Origin of the sequence: Microbacterium sp. NPDC096154 (genome assembly GCF_040302945.1) — a bacterium.
Classification (GTDB): Bacteria; Actinomycetota; Actinomycetes; order Actinomycetales; family Microbacteriaceae; genus Microbacterium.
Genome location: NZ_JBEOSM010000017.1, coordinates 1 through 19,524, shown reverse-complemented (window position 1 = coordinate 19,524; position 19,524 = coordinate 1). Strand labels below are relative to the sequence as shown.

Here is a 19,524-nt window from a genome sequence, read left to right as displayed (position 1 = left end):
CTGTGGGAGAGTAGGACACCGCCGGACTTCCTTTGACAGAAGGGCCACCCAACGTTGGGTGGCCCTTCTGCGTTTTCCGGGCGGTTGCGGCTGCCGGCAGAAGGGCGCGTTTTCGCGTTCCATAGACTTGCGGCATGACGGCACAGCTTCATCCCCGCAATGTCCGCGTCGCCGAGCGCCTGCAGCAGGCGGGCATACCCGGTCGGATCGTGGTTCTGCCGGTTGCGGCGGCCACCGCCGCGCAGGCGGCGGCCGCTCTCGGCGTGGAGGTCGGCGCGATCGCCAACAGCCTCGTGTTCTGGTGCGACGAGCGACCGTTGCTCGTGATGACGAGCGGCGCCCACCGCGTCGACACGGCGGCGCTGGCGCAGCGCCTGGGTCGCGGTCGGATCGCACGTGCGACCGCGGAGCAGGTGCTCGAGGCGACCGGGCAGGTGATCGGCGGGGTCGCGCCGACGGGGCATCCGGCGGCGATCGAGACCATCGTCGACCCGGCGCTGGGCGCGTATCCGCAGGTCTGGGCCGCGGCGGGGACGGCTCACACCGTGTTCCCGCTGTCGTTCGAGGAGCTCGTCCGTCTCACCGACGGGCGCGTGGAGCGCGTCGACTGAGGTCGAACGTCACCCCAGCACGGCGTGCGCGATCGTGAAGATCACGAGGCCCGCCAGTGCACCGACGACCGTTCCGTTGAGGCGGATGTACTGCAGGTCGCGGCCGACCATGAGCTCGATCTTCTCGGTCGTCTCCTGCGGGTCCCACCGCTCGACCGTGTCGGTGATGAGCGAGGCGATGTCGTGCCGATAGCGGCCGACGAGGAACACCGCCGCATCGGTCACCCACGTGTCCACGCGTGCCTGCAGGGACGGCTCGTCCTCGAGGCGTGCGCCGACCTCGGCGAGGGCGTCGCGCAGACGTGTTCGAAGGGCGCTCGCGGGCTGGTCGAGCTCACGGAGAAGACCCTGCTTCGCGGTGCCCCATGCCTCGGCGGCCAGACGCCGGATGCCGGGGCTGTCGAACAGCGTGGCCTTCGCCTGTTCGAGCCGCGCACGTGTGGGCTCGTCGTGCTGAAGGTTGTGGGCGAGGCGGCTCAGATAGCCGTCGATCGCGCGACGCGCGGGGTGCGCCGGGTCGGCCTGCACCGCGCCGACGAAGGCGACGGCCTCGTTGTAGACGGTGTGGTCGACCAGGCGCTGTGCGACCGACGGCACCCACGACGGCAGCCGGCGCGAGACGAGGCCCTCAAAGGCGCTGGGGTTCGCGTCGAGCCATGCGGCGACGGTCTCCGCGGCGAGGTCGACGGCTCCGTGATGCGCCTCCGTGTCGATCACGCGCTCGAGCCAGCTGCCCAGCGGCTCCCCCCAGCCGGGCTCGATCAGGTGCTCCCGCGCGAGCGACTCGATGACATCCTGCACGTCGTCGTCGCTCAGCGCTCTCAGCACGCCCTGCGCCATGGCGGCGCCCTCGGAGGCCACGCGCTCGGCGTGCTCGGGCGTGCGGAGCCACGCTCCGAGGCGGGCGGCGATCGGCGTCGACGCGAGCTTGGCGCGCACCACGTTCGCCTCGAGGAAGTTGGTCTCCACGAACTCCCCGAGGTTGCGACCGATCTCGTCCTTGCGAGTGGGGATGATCGCCGTGTGGGGGATGGGCAGCCCGAGCGGCCGGCGGAACAGCGCCGTGACCGCGAACCAATCGGCCAGTGCGCCCACCATTCCGCCCTCCGCGGCCGCCCGCACGTAGGCGAAGGCGTGCACGCGCTCCTGCAGAGCGAAGCCGACGACGAACAGCACGGCCATGAACAGCAGCGCACCGAGGGCGACGGCCTTCATGCGCCGCAGCCCACGCAGCCGCTCCCGGTCGGCGTCGGTCAGCAGCCCGGAGGAGGTGTCGGCAAGAGCGGTGCGCGCCATGCCCGTCATCCTCGCACGCCCGGTGAGCCGGCTCGCGGCGTACGCTCGACTGCGTGATCGAAGACATCCAGAAGCGCGCGCTGCACCGCACCCGCATCCTCGAGGGCCAGCTGCGAGGGCTCGGGCGGATGATCGAGAACGAGGACTACTGCATGGACATCATCACGCAGTCGCGAGCGATCCAGCGCTCGCTTGAATCTCTCAACCGCCTGCTGCTCGAGAACCACCTGCGCACGCACGTGACGCACATGTTCGAGCGCGGCGACGACGACCGCGAGCAGGCCGTGAACGAGCTTCTGCGCGCGTTCGACTTCGACGGACGCTGAGCGCCTCAGGCCTCCACGGGCCCGAGCCAGGCCGACGCGACGGTCGCGTGCGCCGACTCGGGATCGGACGGATGGAACGCGCCCGCCAGCACGTCGCGATACAGGCGCGACAGCTCGCTTCCCGCGAAGAACGACGAGCCGCCGGCCACCAGCATCGCGTCGTCGACCACGCGCTTCGCCGTGGCCGTGGCGCGGTGCTTGACGCCGGACAGCAGCGAGAACCACCGTTGGCCGTGATCGACCCGCCCGTCGATATCGCGCGCGATCGCCGCCAGCTGGGGCGGCAGGGCGTCGTACGCGAGCGCCATCTCGGCGATGCGCCACCGGATGTCGGGATCCTGGCTGTAGGCCCTGCCCGTCTTCTTCGAGCGGCGGCCCTGGGCCGCGGCGACCGCGAGATCGAGGGCCCGCCGGGCGATCCCGGTGTACACCGAGGCGAGAAGCACCTCGAAGACGCTGAAGATGCCGAACACAATCGGGTCGGGGTTCGGGCCGGGGGCCACGCGCCGCACCACGCGGTCGGCCGGGGCGACGGCGCCGTGAAGCTCGGTCGTGCGGCTCTGGGTGCCGCGCATGCCGAGGGTGTCCCAGTCGTCGCGCGTCACGACGCGCTCGTCGCGACCGATGAAGGCGTAGACCAGCTGCGGCGCGTCGGCCGACGTGGTGTCGAGGCCGTGCAGACCGAGCTGGGTCCACACGGGCGCGAGCGAGGTGAAGATCTTCGTGCCGGTGAACGCGTACGAGCCGTCCGGGCGCGGGGTCGCCTCCGTGTCGCTTCCGAACAGCACGAGGTCGTTGCCCGCCTCGCTGATGCCGAACGCGAACACCTCGCCCGCGGCCGTGCCATCCTGCACGAAACGCAGATCGTCGATGCCGCGATCATGCATCACCTTGGCGACGCCGGTCCACACGAGGTGCATGTTGATGGCGAGCGCCGTGGCCGGAGCTGCCTCGGCGAGCCGCTGCTGCAGCAGCGATACGTCGGCGAGTGAGAGGCCGAGGCCGCCGCGGTCGGCGGGCACGAGCGCGCGCAGGTACCCCGCCTCGCCCAGGTCGGCCAGGTCTTCGTGGGGGAACGTGTTGTCGGCGTCGACCCGGCCGGCGCGCGAACGGATGCGCTCGACGAGCTCGTCGGTCAGGATCTCGCGCGGATCGAAGGGGGAGGTCATGCGGAGAGCACCTCCCACAGCTGCCGGATGGTCTGCTCGGGCTTGTCGCGGTGCGGCGAATGGCCCGCGCCCGGCACGACGGACATCGAGATCGCCGGATTCCGCAGCACCTCGTCGGCGGTCTCGCCGGTGAAGATGCTGTAGACCGCGGGATCCGAGCCGATCACATGCGTCGGCACCCGCAGACGTGCGGCCGCCTCCCGCACATCCCACACGGGGTTCTGGGCGCTGGTCTGCTCGACCGCCCAGCGGCTGGCGCGGGCGACGGCATCGACCTTCAGCTCCTGGTCCTGGGGGTGCCAGTGCGGGTGCTCCTCGCGCACGGCCGCGAGACGATTGTCGGCGAACGCGCGCTCCTGGCTGCGGCGCACGATGGCGGAGTCGCGCTCCTGCAGCCGGATGGCCGGGTCGACGAGCACGACGCGTCGCGTCCACTCGGGGTGGTCGGCGGCGGCCTGCGCGGTGGCGGCGCCGCCGAGCGAGTGGCCGACCACCAGATCCCAGGGCCCCCCGTCATCCGGTGCCGTCGACGCGACGTCGGCGGCGTACGCCGCGACGCGGTAGTCGAGCGCGCGCGGCGCGTCGCCGTGTCCGCGCAGGTCCACCGCGGTCGCGTGCCATCCCGCGTCGGCCAGGGCAACGCCGAAGCGCCACATCAGCGCGCCCGACGATCCGAGCCCGTGCACCAGCAGGGCGCGGCGATCCGAGGCCGAAGATCCCCAGCGGATGCGGGGCAGAGCGAGCGGGGATGGCGCGGCAGACGTCATGTCACTATCTTCGCGCGGTCCTGGCTCCAAGCGGTCCTGGCTCCAAGCGGTCCTGGCTTCGCGCGGTCCTGGCTCGACGCGGTCCTGGCTCGATGCGGTCGCGGTCAGGCGATGACGGGGAGCTGCTCGGTGTCGGGCATCGGCGAGGCGTCGCGGTGGCGCAGATCGGGGAAGCCCCGGTAGAAGACCGCGGCGATGACGGTGGCCACGACGATCATGGCGATGCTGACGAGGTAGGCGCCCGTGGGGCCCGTGCCGTCGATCGCGAACCCCGCCGCCATCGAGCCGAGCGCCGCCCCGATGAGCTGACCGGTGTTGATCCAGCCGTAGGCCTCGGCCGTCTCGCTGAACTTGACGCTCGCCGACGTGCCCGCGAGCATGGCCGCCAGGGCGGGGGCGAAGCCGACGCCCGCGATGAACAGCGCCAGCGCCAGCCACCACGGGTTGTCGACCATGATGAGCGTCAGCGCGGTGCCGAGGGTCACGATGCACAGTCGCCGGGCAGTCGACGAAGGCCGCATCGGGATGCCGCCCGAGCCCAGGCCGCCGGCGAGGCTGCCGAGCGCGTAGGCCGCCAGCACGAGGCCCGACTCGACGCCGCCCTCGCCGAAGGCGGCGACGATGCCGGCCTCGACGGCCGCCGCGGATCCGATGAACATCAGGCCGATCGCCGTGGTGAGCAGCACGGTGGGCTTGCGCAGCACCCGCCCGAAGGCGGCCCGGCTGCGGGGGATGCGCACGCGCCCGACCTCGGGGGAGAAGATGAACCAGGCGCCTCCGGCGAGAGCCACGACGGCGATCACGAGCAGCGCGAGCACGCTCGACACCTGAAGCGCGAGGAACGTCACGAGCACCGGCGCGACGACCCAGATGATCTCCTGCAGCGACGCATCCAGGGAGTACAGCGCGGTGAGCTGACGCGAGTTGACGAGCTTGGGGTAGATCGTGCGCACGGCCGACTGCACGGGCGGCGTCGCCAGACCGGCGATGAGACCCAGCGCGACCAGCACGGGCACGGGCAGCGCGACCACGGCGACGACCGTGATAGCGGCGGCGTAGATCAGGGTGAGCAGCGACAGCACGGGGCGCATGCCCCAGCGACCCATCCAGCGACTGGTGATCGGGCCCGCGACGGCCTGGCCGATGGACATGGCGGCGAGCACGGTGCCCGCGGCGCCGTACGAATGCGTGAGGTGCTCGACGTGGATGAGGATGCCGAGGCTGACCATGCCCGAGGGGAACCGGGCCGTCAGCTGGGCGGCGATGATGCGAGCGACGCCCGGCGTGCGGGCGAGTTCACGGTAGGACGACACCCCCTCACGCTAGTGCCTGGCACCTGCGCGGAAGCCTCGACGGGAGGCCCGTTGCCGGGCGTCGCGCCGGCGCGGGGACGCCGACGCAGACGGCCCTCTCGGGCCGCGAGCCCGGCCCTCCCGCGACACGCCGCGACACGCCGAGGAGGCACGTTCCACAGCATGTGGGATGTCGGTGGCCCTCTCTAGCGTTCTATCTGTGGAGAGAGGGTGCGGGCGACCGTGCGAGCCGCGATTTCCCGCGCCGATCGGGGCCGTCTCCGCCGCGTCATCCTGTGGATGGATCGGTGGAGAGACCTGTGGTCAGGCGGTGGAGAGTCGTGGAAAATCACACGGTTGTAACTACTACCCCTAGTGGTGACCCGTAATGTCCGTACCCATATGTAGTATTGAGGTCCCGGCGGAGCTACGCCGGTTCCAGGCGATCTGCGAAGGGAAAGCGCATGGCGATCACGGTCTACACCAAGCCCTCCTGCGTCCAGTGCACGGCCACGTACCGCGCGCTCGACTCCAAGGGAATCGAGTACGAGGTCGTCGACCTCTCGCAGGACCCGGCTGCCCTCGAGCAGGTCAAGGCGCTCGGCTACATGCAGGCGCCGGTCGTCGTCACGGACGAGGACCACTGGTCGGGCTTCCGTCCCGACATGATCGACGGCCTGGCCTCGCGCCTGGCCTGATCGCCTCACCCTCGCCGGAACGGCGGCGAGACAAGGAGCGAACTTCCTTCTGGAGTGAGCAGACATGACCGCGACAGTCGCACCGACTGAGGCGCCTCTCCTGGTCTACTTCTCGAGCGTGTCGGGCAACACGGCGCGTTTCATCGAGAAGCTCGGGATGCGGGCCGAGCGGATCCCCCTCCACCGTGGCGACGATCCGCTCGTGGTCGACGAGCCCTACGTGCTCGTCACCCCCACCTATGGCGGGGGTGACGAGCGCGGCGCGGTGCCGAAGCAGGTCATCCGCTTCCTCAACGACGAACGCAACCGGCGCTGGATCCGGGGAGTCATCGCTGCGGGCAACACCAACTTCGGCGAGGACTACTGCCTCGCCGGCGACATCATCAGCCGCAAGTGCCACGTGCCTCACTTGTACCGGCTCGAACTCTTCGGCACACCCGACGACGTCGATCGCGTAAGCGACGGATTGGAACGATGGTGGAAGCAGCAGCCTTGACCACGGATGTCGACTTCAAGCACAACGCGAAGTTCGAGGGAATGGACTACCACGCCCTCAACGCGATGCTGAACCTGTACGACGAGAACGGGAAGATCCAGTTCGACGCGGACAAGCGCGCGGCGCGGGAGTACTTCCTGCAGCACGTCAACCAGAACACGGTGTTCTTCCACTCCCTCAAGGAGCGCCTCGACTACCTGGTCGAGAAGGAGTACTACGAGGGCGCTGTCATCGAGAAGTACCCGTTCGAGTTCATCGAGCGGCTGAACGACTTCGCGTACGGCAAGAAGTTCCGCTTCGAGACGTTCCTCGGCGCCTTCAAGTACTACACGAGCTACACGCTCAAGACGTTCGACGGCAAGCGCTACCTCGAGCGCTTCGAGGACCGCGTCGTGATGACGGCCCTCGCGCTCGCCGACGGCGATCAGGACCTGGCCTGGAGCCTGGTCGAGGAGATCATCTCGGGCCGTTTCCAGCCCGCCACCCCGACATTCCTCAACGCCGGCAAGGCCCAGCGTGGCGAGCTCGTCAGCTGCTTCCTGCTGCGCATCGAGGACAACATGGAGTCGATCGCGCGCGGCATCAACTCGGCGCTGCAGCTGTCCAAGCGCGGCGGCGGCGTGGCCCTGCTGCTCTCGAACATCCGGGAGGCCGGCGCCCCGATCAAGCAGATCGAGAACCAGTCCAGCGGCATCATCCCCGTCATGAAGCTGCTCGAGGACTCGTTCAGCTATGCCAACCAGCTGGGCGCGCGTCAGGGCGCGGGCGCGGTGTACCTGTCGGCGCACCACCCCGACATCATGAAGTTCCTCGACACCAAGCGCGAGAACGCCGACGAGAAGATCCGCATCAAGACGCTGTCGCTCGGCGTGGTCGTGCCGGACATCACGTTCGAGCTCGCCAAGAACGACGAGGACATGTACCTCTTCTCGCCCTACGACGTCGAGCGCGTCTACGGCGTTCCCTTCGGCGACATCTCGGTCACCGAGAAGTACCGCGAGATGGTCGACGACCCGCGCATCAAGAAGACCAAGATCAACGCGCGCAAGTTCTTCCAGACCCTCGCCGAGATCCAGTTCGAGTCGGGCTACCCGTACATCATGTTCGAGGACACGGTGAACAAGGCCAACCCGATCAAGGGCCGCATCAACATGTCCAACCTGTGCAGCGAGATCCTGCAGGTGAACACGCCGACGACCCTGAACGAGGACCTCTCGTACGACCGGATCGGCAAGGACATCTCCTGCAACCTGGGTTCGCTGAACATCGCGCTCGCGATGGACTCGCCCGACCTCGGCAAGACCATCGAGACCTCCATCCGCGCGCTCACCGCGGTCAGCGACCAGAGCCACATCCGCTCGGTGCGCTCGATCGAGGACGGCAACGACAAGTCGCACGCGATCGGCCTCGGCCAGATGAACCTGCACGGCTACCTCGCTCGCGAGCGCGTCTACTACGGCTCGGAAGAGGGCGTCGACTTCACGAACATCTACTTCTACACGGTGCTGTTCCACGCGCTGCGCGCGTCGAACAAGCTCGCGATGGAGCGCGGCGTCGCGTTCGAGGGCTTCGAGGACTCGAAGTACGCGTCCGGCGAGTTCTTCGACAAGTACATCGAGCAGGAGTGGGTGCCGCAGACCGAGAAGGTCGCGCAGATGTTCGTCGGCCACCACATCCCGACGCAGGACGACTGGCGTGAGCTGAAGGCGTCCATCCGGCAGCACGGCATCTACAACCAGAACCTGCAGGCGGTGCCGCCGACCGGCTCGATCTCGTACATCAACAACTCGACGTCGTCGATCCACCCGATCGCGTCGAAGATCGAGATCCGCAAGGAAGGCAAGCTCGGCCGCGTCTACTACCCGGCGCCGTTCATGACGAACGACAACCTGGACTACTACCAGGACGCCTACGAGATCGGCTACGAGAAGGTCATCGACACCTACGCGGCGGCCACCCAGCACGTCGACCAGGGCCTGTCGCTGACGCTGTTCTTCAAGGACACCGCCACCACCCGTGACATCAACAAGGCCCAGATCTACGCCTGGCGCAAGGGCATCAAGACGATCTACTACATCCGTCTGCGCCAGATGGCCCTCGAGGGCACGGACATCGACCAGTGCGTGAGCTGCACGCTCTGACCCGCGCCTGAGATCCCGAGAGAGAACGAGAGATGACTGAAGCGGTCAAGCTGCTGAACCAGGTCCAGGCGATCAACTGGAACCGGATCCAGGACGAGAAGGACGTCGAGGTGTGGAACCGCCTCGTGAACAACTTCTGGCTGCCCGAGAAGGTGCCGCTGTCCAACGACATCCAGTCGTGGAACACGCTCACCCCGGACGAGCAGCAGCTCACCATGCGCGTGTTCACGGGCCTCACGCTGCTGGACACGATCCAGGGCACGGTGGGCGCCGTCTCGCTGATCCCCGACGCGCTGACCCCGCACGAGGAGGCGGTGTACACCAACATCGCCTTCATGGAGTCGGTGCACGCCAAGAGCTACTCGTCGGTGTTCTCGACGCTGTGCTCGACGCAGGAGATCGACGAGGCTTTCCGCTGGTCGGTCGAGAACCCGAACCTGCAGAAGAAGGCCCAGATCGTCATGGAGTACTACCGTGGCGACGAGCCGCTCAAGCGCAAGGTCGCCTCGACCCTGCTCGAGAGCTTCCTGTTCTACTCGGGCTTCTACCTGCCGCTGCACTGGTCGAGCCGCGCGAAGCTGACGAACACCGCCGACCTGATCCGCCTCATCATCCGGGACGAGGCCGTACACGGCTACTACATCGGCTACAAGTTCCAGAAGGGCCTCGAGCTGGTCGACCAGGCTCAGCGCGACGAGATCAAGGACTACACGTTCTCGCTGCTCTACGAGCTCTACGACAACGAGGTGCAGTACACGCAGGACCTCTACGACCAGGTCGGGCTGACCGAGGACGTCAAGAAGTTCCTGCACTACAACGCCAACAAGGCCCTCATGAACCTTGGATACGAGGCCATGTTCCCGGCGTCGGTCACCAACGTGAACCCGACGATCATCTCGTCGCTCTCGCCGAACTCGGACGAGAACCACGACTTCTTCTCGGGATCGGGATCGTCGTACGTCATCGGCAAGCACGAGGCCACTGAAGACGAGGACTGGGACTTCTGACGCCGTCCTGACGTTGCACGCCGGGCCCCGGTCGGACGCCTCTCGAGGCAGCCGACCGGGGCTTCGGCTTAGCGCGGGTGTTGCGCCTTTGTCAAGAGAACGGCGTCAAATATCTCTCGCGGCGCGCGTGATGCATGCTTGATGTCAATGAGAGCCCTCCACCAAGGCCTCAGGCATCTGCGGGACGGTTTCGGGTACCGATCCCGCCAAGCGAGACAGGCGCCCCTCCCGGGTCGAGCATCGGGTTCAGCTCCCCAGGAGGGGTGCTCTCGCGTCAAGGGCCGGTCGCAGGCATGCGGAATACTGGTCCACATGACCAGCCGCGATTCCGCCCAGAGAGTGCTCCTCGGCTCTTTTCCGACGCCCGTGGAGAATGCTCCGCGTCTCGCCGCCGCCGTGGGACTCGCCCCGGGCCGGCTGTGGATCAAGCGGGATGACCTCACAGGCCTGGGCGCGGGCGGCAACAAGGTGCGCAAGCTCGAGCGCATCCTGGCGGCCGCCCGGCGCGAAGGGGCTGACACGGTCGTCACCACGGGAGCGGCCCAGTCGAACCACGCCCGCCTGACGGCCGCAGCCGCCGCCCGCATGGGGCTCCGCGCCGTGCTCGTCCTCGCAGGTGCGCCCGCGGCGCAACCCGCGGGCAACCTGCTCCTCGATGAGCTCTTCGGCGCGCAGGTGCGGTGGGTGCCCGACGCAGAGGCCCGCACCCTCTCGGTCGTCGCAGACGAGACGGCCGCCGAGCTCACCGCAGCGGGCCGCCGCGCATTCGTCGTTCCGTTCGGCGGCAGCAGCCCCGATGGTGCGTCAGCCTACGCGGACGCGGCGGCGGAACTGGAAGGGCAGCTGCCCGGCGCGACCTCGGTCGTGGCGCTCGGATCGGGTGGGACCATGGCGGGTCTCGTGGCGACGCTGGGCGCGTGCCGCGTGCTGGGCGTGCACGTCGGTGCCGTTCCCGATCCTCGTGCCGCAGTGGCGTCGCTGGTGTCCGCCATCAGCGGGCCTGTCGACGCATCCCGGTTGCGCGTGCGCATGGACCAGGTGGGGGCCGCGTACGGGGTGCTCGCGCGGGGAGCGGCGGCGGCGGTGCGACTCGCGGCGCGCACCGAGGGCATCGTGCTCGACCCGACCTACACCGGCCGCGCGCTCGCCGGCCTCATGGCCGCCATCCGCGACGGGGAGCTGGCGGACGACGAGCCGATCGTGTTCTGGCACACCGGCGGTCTGCCGGGCCTGTTCGGCCACGCGCAGACGACGGAGCTCGTCACGGGCGTCGCGGCATCCTGAGAAGCTCCGGGGGAGTCCTCCTTCCCTGTCAACCGGGTCGGCTCCTCGGCTCGGCGCGCCTACCGTGGTCGTCACGACACGGAAGGAGATCGCTGATGGAGAACCTGCCCCATGCGACCGACGACGACCTGGAGACCATCCGCAAAATCGTGAAGGCGGCCAAGATCGGCCTGCTCACGACCGTGAGCCCGGAGGGTCACCTCCACAGCCGCCCGCTCGCGGCACAGGACGTCGAGTTCGACGGCAACCTGTGGTTCTTCGCGCAGGATGACAGCCCGAAGATCCGCGACATCGCTGGGAACAGCTCAGTGAACGTGGCCTTCGAATCGGGCAAGGGCTACCTGTCGATCGCCGGAACCGCGACGGTCGTGCACGACCCGCAGAAGGTCGACGAGTACTGGACTCCCGCGGTGCAGGCGTGGTTCCCGGAGGGCCGGGAGGATCCGACGATCGCGCTCATCCGGGTGCACGCCGAGACCGCCGAGTACTGGGCCACGGATGAGCCGGGCATCGTGTCGGCGTTCAAGATCGCGAAGGCGGCCGTCACCCGCACCCAGCCCGACGTCGGCGAGAACCGCACGGTCGAGCTCTGAGCGACGCGCTGCGCGGGGAGCTCAGGCGTCGATGCCGAGCTCCTTGCGCAGCCGCGCCACGTGGCCGGTCGCCTTGACGTTGTAGAGCGCCTTGGCGATCGTCCCGTGCTCGTCGATCACGAAGGTGGACCGGATGACGCCCTCGACGACCTTGCCGTAGTTCATCTTCTGGCCCCATGTGCCGTACGCGCGATGCACGTCGGCATCGGGGTCGCTCAACAGGGTGAACGTCAGGCCGTCGCGCTCGCGGAACTGGGCGAGCTTGGCGGGCTCGTCGCGCGAGACGCCGAGCACGGTGTATCCGGCTCCGGCCAGTGACGCGATGCTGTCGCGGAAGTCGCATGCCTGCGTCGTGCAGCCGGGCGTCATGGCGGCGGGGTAGAAGTACAGCACGACCTTGCCGCCACGGAAGCCGGCGAGCGAGACGGGCTGGCCGTCCTGATCCTGCAGCGTGAAGTCGGGGGCGGGTGTTCCGGGTTCGAGGCGTGTCGTCACCCCTCCACCCTACGTTCGCGGGGGCACGTGCTCTCAACGAGAACACGCCATCTGAGCGTGCAGAACGCGTGTCGTCGGTGAGGGAACGTGTCGTCGCGGGGCGACGCCCCGGGCGCGTCAGTAGTCGGTGCGGTCCTTGAAGGTCGCCAGCAGGCGCTGCAGCGAGTCCACGCGCGAGGCTGGCAGGCGCCCGTCGGCGACGGCGTCGTTGAGCGCGCAGTCGGGGGCATCGGGAAGGTGCGTGCAGCCGCGGGGGCACTGCTCGGCCACGCTGTCGAGATCCCGGTAGGCGCGCAGGATGTTCGCGGGATCCACGTGCCCGAGGCCGAACGAACGGACGCCGGGGGTGTCGATGACCCAGCCCGTGCCGTTCTCGCCGTGGTAGCGCAGAGAGACCGTCGACGACGACGTGTGCCGCCCGCGGCCGGTGACCTCGTTGACGTGGCCCGTCGCGCGCCGTGCGTCGGGCACCAGGGCGTTGACCAGGGTCGACTTGCCGACGCCCGAGTGGCCGACGAACACCGTGGTGTGACCGACGAGTGCTCGGCCGATCTCGTCCACGGGCCAGGCGTCCTGCGCCGACCGGAAGACGCGCAGGTCGTCCAGCCCTTCGAAGTGCTCGAGGAACGGCGCGGGGTCGGCGAGGTCGGTCTTGGTGACGACCATGAGCGGGCGGATGCCCGCGTCGAGCGCGGCGACGAGATACCGGTCGACGAGACGGGGGCGGGGCTCGGGATCGGCCGCCGCGACCACCACGAGCATCTGGTCGGCGTTCGCGACGATCACGCGCTCGACCTGGTCGGTGTCGTCCGCGCTGCGCCGCAGCAGCGACGTGCGCTCCTCGATGCCCACGATGCGCGCGAGCGTGCCCTCCTGGCCGCTCGTGTCGCCGACGACCCGCGCGCGGTCGCCCGTGACGATGGGCGTCTTGCGCAGCTCACGTGCTCGGGCGGCGGTCAGCTGGCGCTCGTTCGGCGTGTCCTCTCCCACGAGCACCGCGTAGCGGCCGCGGTCGACGCCCAGCACGCGCGCGATCGTCGCGTCCTCGTGCGCGGGGCGGCGCTTGGTGCGCGGCCGATTGGCCTTCGGGTTCGGGCGGATGCGCACATCGCCCTCGTCGAAGAGCGGCTCGTCGTCGTCGAGGGGGTCGTCCAACCAGCTCATCGGCCGCCCAGCATCTCGTCCCACAGCTGGGTGAACTGGGGGAGGGTCTTGCCGGTCGTGCCGATGTCGTCGACCACGACGCCCGGCACGCGCAGTCCGATCAGCGCGCCGGTGGTCGCCATGCGGTGATCGTGGTGGGCCTGCCAGGTCCCACCGGTGAGCGGCGAGCCGGTGACCGCCGGCGGTGTGATGCGGATGCCGTCCGGCAGCTCCTCCGCCGAGCCGCCGAGCGCCTTCACGTTGCCCACGAGCGCCGCGATGCGGTCGGTCTCGTGGCCGCGGATGTGGCCGATGCCATGGAACGTCGTGGGCGAGTCGGCGAACACCGCCAGCCCCACGAGCGTGGGAGTGAGCTCGCTCACGGCCGACAGATCGAGGTCGATGCCGTGGATGCCGCGCCCGGCGGCGACCGTGAGTGCGCCGCCGCGCCGGCTGACGCGGGCTCCCATGAGCTGCAGGATGTCGACCAGCTGCGCGCCGGGCTGTGTGGAGTGCGGCGGCCAACCGGCCACCGTGACGTGACCGCCCGCGACCATGGCCGCGGCGAGGAACGGGGCGGCGTTGGACAGGTCGGGCTCGATCGCGATGTCCTTCGCCCGCAGCGGGCCCGCGGGTACGATCCACTCGCCCGGAGCGGGGCGCTCGACATGCACGCCCCGGCGCGCCAGCGCCTCGACCGTCATGTCGATGTGGGGCACGCTCGGCAGGCGCGACCCGACGTGACGCAGGCGCAGGCCGACGTCGAACCGCGGCGCCGCGAGCAGCAGGCCGGACACGAACTGGCTCGAGGCCGAGGCGTCGATCGTGATCTCGCCGCCGCGCACGTGGCCGTGTCCGCGCACCGTGAACGGCAGCGACCAGTGGCCGCCGTCGTCGATGTCGACGCCCACGTCGCGAAGCGCGCGGATCATCTCGGCCATCGGGCGGTGCAGCGCGTTCTCGTGCGCGGTGACCAGCACGTCGCCCGACGCGAAGCCCGCGAGCGGAGCCAGGAAGCGCATCACCGTGCCGGCCTGTCCGCAGTCGACGGTCGCGCCGCCGGCGAACGGCGTGGCGGGATGAACGCGCAGGTCGGGGCCGAAGGGGCCCTCTCCCCGGACCGTCTCGACCCGCACGCCCAGCGCCTCCAGGCCCTCGACCATGCGGCGGGAGTCGTCCGACTGGAGCGGCGAGAGCAGCCGGCTCGGTCCCTCGGCCAGCGCAGCCAGGATCAGCTCGCGATTCGTCAGCGACTTCGATCCGGGGATCGTCAGGGCGGCGTCGAGCGGTCCGTCCGCGGCGGGCGCGGCGTACTCGCCCTGCGGGGCGTCGGGGGAATACTCGCGCGCGGTCATCGGTTCCACCCTAGTGAAAGCGAGGACATCCATGACTGCCGCGATTCTGGCGCCCTTATCGCCCGCGCGCACCGGCCTAGACTGGCGCGTGATGGACGATGAGCCCGAACTGGCCGACACCGACGACGTGGACCCGCAGCCGGTGACCGGGGGTGCGCCCGCCGACGAGCGGGTCGAGGAGACGATCAGCGCCCGCGATCAGTTCGAGCAGCAGGCGCTGCCGTTCATGGATCAGCTGTACGGCGCGGCGATGCGCATGACCCGCAACCCGAGCGATGCCGCCGACCTGGTGCAGGAGACGTTCGTCAAGGCGTTCGCCTCCTGGGCCTCGTTCACACAGGGCACCAATCTCAAGGCATGGCTGTATCGCATCCTGACGAACACCTACATCAACACGTACCGCAAGAAGCAGCGCGAGCCCTATCAGGGCACGATCGACGACCTCGAGGACTGGCAGCTCGGCGGCGCCGAGTCGACCACGGCCATGAGCAGCCGATCGGCAGAGGCTGAGGCGATCGACCGGATGCCGGCGTCGGTCGTGAAGGACGCGCTGCAGTCCATCCCCGACGACTTCCGGATGGCGGTGTACCTCGCCGACGTCGAGGGCTTCGCCTACCAGGAGATCGCCGACATCATGAAGACCCCGATCGGCACGGTCATGAGCCGCCTGCACCGCGGCCGGCGGCTGCTGCGCGACCTGCTGAAGGACTATGCGGCCGAGCGAGGAATCCAGGCCGCCCCCACGAGGAGCAAGAGGAAATGACCGACTGCGGTTGTGAGAAGGCGCGGCAGGATCTCGAGGAGTACCTCCGCAACGAGGTGTGCAAGACCGAGCACGCCGACATCCGCGAGCACCTGGAGACGTGCGCGTCCTGCCGAGACGAGGCGCTGGTGTCGCGCACGCTGACCGACGTGATCGCGCGCGCGTGCAAGGAGACCGCCCCCGAGGAGCTCAAGAACATGGTGCTCGCGCGCCTGCGCGACGCGCAGGTGTCGCACGCTGCGACGCGCTGACCCGGCGCGGCGTCCTGCCCCATCGGGACGCGCTGGCGCAAGACCCTCACGGCCTGCGGCGCCGCCTCGATAGCCTCGAGGCATGCCCGCGTACCCCGACACCCGCACCCTGCCGCTCGACGAGACCGCCCGCGCCGCGCTGGCGGAGCGGGGGCTGCAGTACCGGGTGGTGGAGAACGACCGTGCCGCGGCGATGGATGCGTGGTCGCATGCGGTGCGCCGCGGCTTCTCCGGACCGGAGCTCGGTGCCGACGAGATCGCCGAATGGCGCGAGCCCATGTCGTGGCGCCGCGTCATCGGCGTGTACGACCCCGCTGGCCCCCAGGCCGAGGTGCCCGTCGGCACGCTCAGCTCGTGGGTGACCCCCGTGTCGGTGCCCGGTGGTGAGCTGCCCCTGTGGGCGGTCAGCACGGTCACGGTCGCCGGCACCCACCGCCGGCGCGGCATCGCGCGGTCGATGCTCGAGGCCGAGATGCGCGATGCGGCGGCCGCGGGCGTCCCCCTGGCGGGGCTCACGGCGAGCGAGGCCACCATCTACGGCCGCTACGGCTTCGGGCCCGCTACGAGGATCGCCAGCTGGACCGTCGACACCCGCCTGGCGCGGTGGGCGGGGCCGGAGGTCCCCGGACGCGTGCAGTACCTCGACCGCGAAGACGCCGCGCGTCTCATGGGCGATCTGCATGAGCGCACGCGCGCACGGCGCCTGGGTGAGATCCCGGGGTGGCCCCGCCGCTGGCGCGGCCGGCTCGCGCTCGCCGAGGAGAAGGATGCGGGCGTGCGCGCCGTGCGGTACGTGGACGAGGCGGGCGAGCCCCGGGGTGTCATGGCGTACGGGATCGGCGGCGACCCCGAGGCCGGAGGCCGCGGCGAGCTCGAGATCCGGTACCTCGTCGCGGAGGACGACGCCGCGCTCGCCGCGCTGTGGCGCTTCGCGCTCGAGCACGACCTGGTGAGCAAGGCGGTGGCCCACATGCGGCCGGTCGACGAGCCGCTGCCCTGGCTGATCACCGACCCGAGGCTCGCGGTGTCGCAGGTCACCGACCACGGCTGGCTGCGCATCCTGGACGTGCGCGCTGCGCTTCGTGCGCGCACGTACGCGGCGGATGCGCACCTCACACTGCGCGTGGTCGACCGGCTGGGCCATGCCGAGGGCACGTGGCGCGTCGACATCACGGACGGGCGAGCGACCGCGAGCCCCGTGGCGGATGCCGAGCCGGATGTCGCGCTGTCGGTCGTCGAGCTCTCCAGCGCGTACCTCGGCGGCTTCTCGCTGGAGGGCATGCGCGCGGCGGGCCGCGTAGAGGGGCAGCTGGAGCCGGTCCGTGCCCTCGACTCCGCCCTGCGCGCTCCGCGCGCCCCCTTCCTGAGCATCGTCTACTGACGCACTCCGGTCATCCGGGACGAGTGGCGGTCGTCACCGGCCGGTAACCGATGCCGGGTTCATCGTTCACCTGCCGGTGAGCGGGATGTTCACGCATGGTGCGTAGCGTCGGCTCGTCTCGCCCTGAGACGCGCGCCCACCCGAGCGCGCGCCCGCCACGCCGTGGGCGTCTCCCCGCACCCGAAGGACAGCCATGACGCGTCGTCCCCTGTTCACCGCGCTCGGCCTCGTCGCCGCGTCGGCTCTTTCCCTCACCGGCTGCGCGAGCAGCGCATCGGCTCCCGCCGGGGAAGCCTCCGGCGGCTCGTCCGTCGACGCAGCCACCGCCACGAGCGTCGAGGACTTCGGCTCGTTCGAGGCGCTCGAAGAGGCCGCCAAGGCCGAAGGCGCGCTCAACGTCATCGCGCTGCCGCGCGACTGGGCCAACTACGGCGAGATCATCGACCTGTTCGCCGAGCGCTACCCCGAGATCGACATCACGGAGCAGTCTCCCGACATCTCGAGCGCCGAGGAGATCCAGGCCGCCGAGACCAACGCGGGCCTCGACACCGCCCCGGATGTGTTCGATCTGGGCCTCACCGTCGCGTTGCAGAGCACCGACCAGTTCGCGCCGTACCAGGTTCAGACGTGGGATGAGATCCCCGACGCGCTGAAGGAGCCCAGCGGCCTGTTCGTCGGCGACTACGGCGGGTACATGTCGGTCGGCTACGACTCGTCGAAGTACCCGGCGCCCGAGAAGATCGAGGACCTGCTCGGCAGCGAGTACAGGAGTGCCGTCGCCATCAACGGCGACCCGACGCAGGCGGGCGCGGCATTCGCGGCCGTGGGCCTCGCGACGCTGCAGTCGGGCGGGACGCTCGACGACTTCCAGCCGGGCATCGACTTCTTCGCCGACCTCCAGAAGGCAGGAAACCTGCTGAAAGTCGACGTCACCACGGCGACGGTCGCGAGCGGCGAGACGCCGGTCGTCTTCGACTGGGACTACCTGAACGCCACCCACAAGGCCGACAACCCCGATTGGCAGGTCGTCGTCTTCGAGGACAAGGGCTACGCGGGCTACTACAACCAGGCCATCAACAAGGACGCTCCGCACCCCGCCGCCGCGCGCCTGTGGCAGGAGTTCCTCTACAGCGACGAGGTGCAGAACCTGTGGCTCAAGGGCGGCGCCCGTCCGGCTCGCATGGACGCCATGACCGAGGCCGGCACCATCGACGCCGACCTCGCCGCAGCGCTGCCCGCGACGCCGGCCGAGACGCTCGTTCCGACCCAGGAGCAGAGTGACACCGCCGGCGCGCTGCTCGGCGAGAAGTGGGCGTCGGCGGTCCAGTGACAGTCGTCCCCCTCGCGGCCGCGGATACCGGCGCCGGGCACGGCGTCGGATCCGCGGCTGCGGTGGCCCCTCCTTCCGGGCGCCGCATCTCCGCCGCCTCGCTGCTCGCGTGGTCGGGGCTCGTGCCGTTCGCGGCGTACGTCTCGCTGTTCCTGGTGCTGCCGACCATCCTGGCGCTCGCATCGGGACTGTTCGACGGCGAGGGCGCCCTGACGGGCGACAACCTCGCCGCACTCGCCGATCCCACGATCGTCGCGGTGTTCGTCAACACCGTGTGGCTGTCGGCGACGACTGCAGTGGTCGGCGCCGTGCTTGGCGCGCTGGTCTGCTGGGCGCTGCTCGCCGCGCCGCCCGCCAGTGCCGTCCGGCGCCTCGTGGAGGCTGGCGCGAGCGTGCTGGCGCAGTTCGGCGGGGTGATGCTCGCGTTCGCGTTCATCGCGACGTTCGGCTTGAGCGGCGTCGTGACGTCGCTGCTGCAGGAGGGCTTCGGGGTGGACCTGTACGCGGACGGGCCGTGGATCTACGAGCTGGGAGGCCTGCTCGGGCCCTACATCTATTTCCAGACGCCGCTCATGGTCATCACGTTCCTGCCGGCCCTGTCGGCGCTCAAGCCCCAGTGGGCCGAGGCGAACCTCACGCTCGGAGGCACGCGCGCAGGCTTCTGGGCGCACGTCGGCATCCCCGTGCTCGCGCCGGCGTTCCTCGCAAGTCTGCTGCTGCTGTTCGCCAACGCCTTCTCGTCGTACGCGACGGCGGCGGCCCTCGCCAGTCAGGGCGCCCAGATCGTGCCATTGCAGATCCGCGCGGCGCTGACCAGCGAGACCGTGCTCGGCCGCGAGAACCTCGCCGGTGCGCTGGCGCTCGGGATGATCGTGATCGTGGGGCTTGCCATGTGGGCATACTCGGCCGTGCAGCGCCGGGCCGCGAGGTGGCAGCGATGAGCGCGAGCATGGCCCCCGGCCGCCTGACGCGGTGGGTCATCGCGATCGTCGTGGGCGGAGCCTTTCTCGTGCCCTTGCTCGGCACGCTCGTCTACACGCTGCGCGATCGCGCGACAGGACAGCTCACCGGCGCGCGCTGGGCGGGGCTGCCTGTTCTCCGGCCGGGTGGCGGGCCGCGCCGCGGC

The 19,524-nt window shown here is 69.8% G+C and carries 20 protein-coding genes and 1 pseudogene; 14 read left to right on the top strand and 7 right to left on the bottom strand.

All coding sequences use genetic code 11. From position 1 onward, the window contains the following. The first annotated feature begins 134 nt into the window (after positions 1–134). Positions 135–611, top strand: coding sequence for a YbaK/EbsC family protein (locus ABTW64_RS15180; RefSeq protein ID WP_350623800.1), 477 nt, complete (start codon positions 135–137; stop codon positions 609–611). A 9-nt stretch (positions 612–620) separates the two neighbouring features. On the opposite strand, the gene ABTW64_RS15175 is transcribed toward ABTW64_RS15180, so the two are convergent. Continuing rightward, a complete protein-coding gene (locus tag ABTW64_RS15175) occupies positions 621–1,907 on the bottom strand; it encodes a DUF445 domain-containing protein (protein WP_502892347.1) in 1,287 nt (428 codons plus the stop codon). 53 nt (positions 1,908–1,960) lie between these two features. On the opposite strand from ABTW64_RS15175, the gene ABTW64_RS15170 reads away from it, so the two are divergent. Further along, positions 1,961–2,233: a metal-sensitive transcriptional regulator gene (locus ABTW64_RS15170; RefSeq protein ID WP_350623796.1), complete on the top strand. Its 273-nt coding sequence runs from the start codon at positions 1,961–1,963 to the stop codon at positions 2,231–2,233. Between the two features lie 5 nt (positions 2,234–2,238). Here ABTW64_RS15170 and ABTW64_RS15165 read toward each other — a convergent pair whose 3' ends face one another. The 3 genes from ABTW64_RS15165 to ABTW64_RS15155 all read right to left on the bottom strand — a co-directional run bounded on the left by ABTW64_RS15165 (position 2,239) and on the right by ABTW64_RS15155 (position 5,482). After that, positions 2,239–3,402: an acyl-CoA dehydrogenase family protein gene (locus ABTW64_RS15165; RefSeq protein WP_350623794.1), complete on the bottom strand. Its 1,164-nt coding sequence runs from the start codon at positions 3,400–3,402 to the stop codon at positions 2,239–2,241. After that, positions 3,399–4,169: an alpha/beta fold hydrolase gene (locus ABTW64_RS15160; RefSeq protein ID WP_350623792.1), complete on the bottom strand. Its 771-nt coding sequence runs from the start codon at positions 4,167–4,169 to the stop codon at positions 3,399–3,401. Before ABTW64_RS15160 ends, ABTW64_RS15165 begins: the two co-directional genes overlap by 4 nt. 104 nt (positions 4,170–4,273) lie before the next feature. Then, positions 4,274–5,482: an MFS transporter gene (locus tag ABTW64_RS15155; protein WP_350623790.1), complete on the bottom strand. Its 1,209-nt coding sequence runs from the start codon at positions 5,480–5,482 to the stop codon at positions 4,274–4,276. Between the two features lie 443 nt (positions 5,483–5,925). Here ABTW64_RS15155 and nrdH point away from each other — a divergent pair, with 443 nt between their 5' ends. The 6 genes from nrdH (at position 5,926) to ABTW64_RS15125 (ending at position 11,680) form a co-directional block, all read left to right on the top strand. Further along, on the top strand, positions 5,926–6,159 hold the full coding sequence (gene nrdH / locus ABTW64_RS15150; RefSeq protein WP_350623788.1) for a glutaredoxin-like protein NrdH: 234 nt from the start codon (positions 5,926–5,928) through the stop codon (positions 6,157–6,159). 64 nt (positions 6,160–6,223) lie between these two features. After that, entirely contained in the window at positions 6,224–6,655 is a 432-nt protein-coding gene (gene nrdI, locus ABTW64_RS15145) for a class Ib ribonucleoside-diphosphate reductase assembly flavoprotein NrdI (RefSeq protein WP_350623785.1), read from the top strand. Then, positions 6,634–8,796 (top strand): class 1b ribonucleoside-diphosphate reductase subunit alpha, encoded by a 2,163-nt coding sequence (nrdE, locus tag ABTW64_RS15140; protein WP_350623783.1) that lies wholly within the window; start codon positions 6,634–6,636, stop codon positions 8,794–8,796. The genes nrdI and nrdE overlap by 22 nt, the downstream gene beginning before the upstream one ends. A gap of 32 nt (positions 8,797–8,828) precedes the next feature. Then, entirely contained in the window at positions 8,829–9,803 is a 975-nt protein-coding gene (nrdF, locus tag ABTW64_RS15135) for a class 1b ribonucleoside-diphosphate reductase subunit beta (RefSeq protein WP_350623781.1), read from the top strand. A gap of 312 nt (positions 9,804–10,115) precedes the next feature. Beyond that, complete coding sequence (locus ABTW64_RS15130; protein ID WP_350623779.1) at positions 10,116–11,087, top strand: pyridoxal-phosphate dependent enzyme; 972 nt, start codon at positions 10,116–10,118, stop codon at positions 11,085–11,087. Between the two features lie 95 nt (positions 11,088–11,182). Then, positions 11,183–11,680, top strand: coding sequence for a pyridoxamine 5'-phosphate oxidase family protein (locus ABTW64_RS15125; protein WP_350623776.1), 498 nt, complete (start codon positions 11,183–11,185; stop codon positions 11,678–11,680). A 21-nt stretch (positions 11,681–11,701) separates the two neighbouring features. On the opposite strand, the gene bcp is transcribed toward ABTW64_RS15125, so the two are convergent. The 3 genes from bcp to aroA form a co-directional block, all read right to left on the bottom strand. Next, positions 11,702–12,175, bottom strand: coding sequence for a thioredoxin-dependent thiol peroxidase (bcp, locus tag ABTW64_RS15120; RefSeq protein ID WP_350623774.1), 474 nt, complete (start codon positions 12,173–12,175; stop codon positions 11,702–11,704). A gap of 117 nt (positions 12,176–12,292) precedes the next feature. Further along, positions 12,293–13,339, bottom strand: coding sequence for a ribosome small subunit-dependent GTPase A (gene rsgA, locus ABTW64_RS15115; RefSeq protein ID WP_350623771.1), 1,047 nt, complete (start codon positions 13,337–13,339; stop codon positions 12,293–12,295). Continuing rightward, positions 13,336–14,673 (bottom strand): 3-phosphoshikimate 1-carboxyvinyltransferase, encoded by a 1,338-nt coding sequence (aroA, locus tag ABTW64_RS15110; protein WP_350623768.1) that lies wholly within the window; start codon positions 14,671–14,673, stop codon positions 13,336–13,338. The genes rsgA and aroA overlap by 4 nt, the downstream gene beginning before the upstream one ends. 91 nt (positions 14,674–14,764) lie before the next feature. Between aroA and ABTW64_RS15105 the strand changes: the two genes are divergently transcribed. From ABTW64_RS15105 to ABTW64_RS15080, 6 genes and pseudogenes are all read left to right on the top strand, one after another. Further along, the gene (locus ABTW64_RS15105) at positions 14,765–15,436 is read left to right on the top strand and encodes a sigma-70 family RNA polymerase sigma factor (RefSeq protein ID WP_350623766.1); all 672 of its coding nucleotides are present in this window, start codon (positions 14,765–14,767) and stop codon (positions 15,434–15,436) included. Beyond that, a complete protein-coding gene (locus ABTW64_RS15100; RefSeq protein WP_350623764.1) occupies positions 15,433–15,687 on the top strand; it encodes a zf-HC2 domain-containing protein in 255 nt (84 codons plus the stop codon). Before ABTW64_RS15105 ends, ABTW64_RS15100 begins: the two co-directional genes overlap by 4 nt. An 82-nt stretch (positions 15,688–15,769) precedes the next feature. Continuing rightward, a complete protein-coding gene (locus tag ABTW64_RS15095) occupies positions 15,770–17,068 on the top strand; it encodes a GNAT family N-acetyltransferase (protein ID WP_350623761.1) in 1,299 nt (432 codons plus the stop codon). A gap of 193 nt (positions 17,069–17,261) precedes the next feature. Continuing rightward, a complete protein-coding gene (locus ABTW64_RS15090) occupies positions 17,262–18,398 on the top strand; it encodes an ABC transporter substrate-binding protein (protein ID WP_350623759.1) in 1,137 nt (378 codons plus the stop codon). A gap of 62 nt (positions 18,399–18,460) precedes the next feature. Next, positions 18,461–19,339, top strand: a complete 879-nt coding sequence (locus ABTW64_RS15085) for an ABC transporter permease (RefSeq protein ID WP_350623757.1) — start codon at positions 18,461–18,463, stop codon at positions 19,337–19,339. After that, positions 19,336–19,524: pseudogene (locus ABTW64_RS15080) on the top strand (hypothetical protein); the annotation flags it as partial. The gene ABTW64_RS15085 and the pseudogene ABTW64_RS15080, both read left to right, overlap by 4 nt.

Bases quoted from the DNA above. Each gene is read 5' to 3' on its own strand.
- ABTW64_RS15125 (WP_350623776.1), top strand. From the start codon at position 11,183: ATGGAGAACCTGCCCCATGCGACCGACGACGACCTGGAGACCATCCGC.
- nrdI (WP_350623785.1), top strand. From the start codon at position 6,224: ATGACCGCGACAGTCGCACCGACTGAGGCGCCTCTCCTGGTCTACTTC.
- nrdE (WP_350623783.1), top strand. From the start codon at position 6,634: ATGGTGGAAGCAGCAGCCTTGACCACGGATGTCGACTTCAAGCACAAC.
- ABTW64_RS15175 (WP_502892347.1), bottom strand. From the start codon at position 1,907: ATGGCGCGCACCGCTCTTGCCGACACCTCCTCCGGGCTGCTGACCGAC.
- ABTW64_RS15165 (WP_350623794.1), bottom strand. From the start codon at position 3,402: ATGACCTCCCCCTTCGATCCGCGCGAGATCCTGACCGACGAGCTCGTC.
- aroA (WP_350623768.1), bottom strand. From the start codon at position 14,673: ATGACCGCGCGCGAGTATTCCCCCGACGCCCCGCAGGGCGAGTACGCC.
- rsgA (WP_350623771.1), bottom strand. From the start codon at position 13,339: ATGAGCTGGTTGGACGACCCCCTCGACGACGACGAGCCGCTCTTCGAC.
- ABTW64_RS15160 (WP_350623792.1), bottom strand. From the start codon at position 4,169: ATGACGTCTGCCGCGCCATCCCCGCTCGCTCTGCCCCGCATCCGCTGG.
- ABTW64_RS15095 (WP_350623761.1), top strand. From the start codon at position 15,770: ATGCCCGCGTACCCCGACACCCGCACCCTGCCGCTCGACGAGACCGCC.
- nrdH (WP_350623788.1), top strand. From the start codon at position 5,926: ATGGCGATCACGGTCTACACCAAGCCCTCCTGCGTCCAGTGCACGGCC.
- ABTW64_RS15105 (WP_350623766.1), top strand. From the start codon at position 14,765: ATGGACGATGAGCCCGAACTGGCCGACACCGACGACGTGGACCCGCAG.
- nrdF (WP_350623781.1), top strand. From the start codon at position 8,829: ATGACTGAAGCGGTCAAGCTGCTGAACCAGGTCCAGGCGATCAACTGG.
- ABTW64_RS15090 (WP_350623759.1), top strand. From the start codon at position 17,262: ATGACGCGTCGTCCCCTGTTCACCGCGCTCGGCCTCGTCGCCGCGTCG.
- ABTW64_RS15100 (WP_350623764.1), top strand. From the start codon at position 15,433: ATGACCGACTGCGGTTGTGAGAAGGCGCGGCAGGATCTCGAGGAGTAC.
- ABTW64_RS15130 (WP_350623779.1), top strand. From the start codon at position 10,116: ATGACCAGCCGCGATTCCGCCCAGAGAGTGCTCCTCGGCTCTTTTCCG.
- ABTW64_RS15180 (WP_350623800.1), top strand. From the start codon at position 135: ATGACGGCACAGCTTCATCCCCGCAATGTCCGCGTCGCCGAGCGCCTG.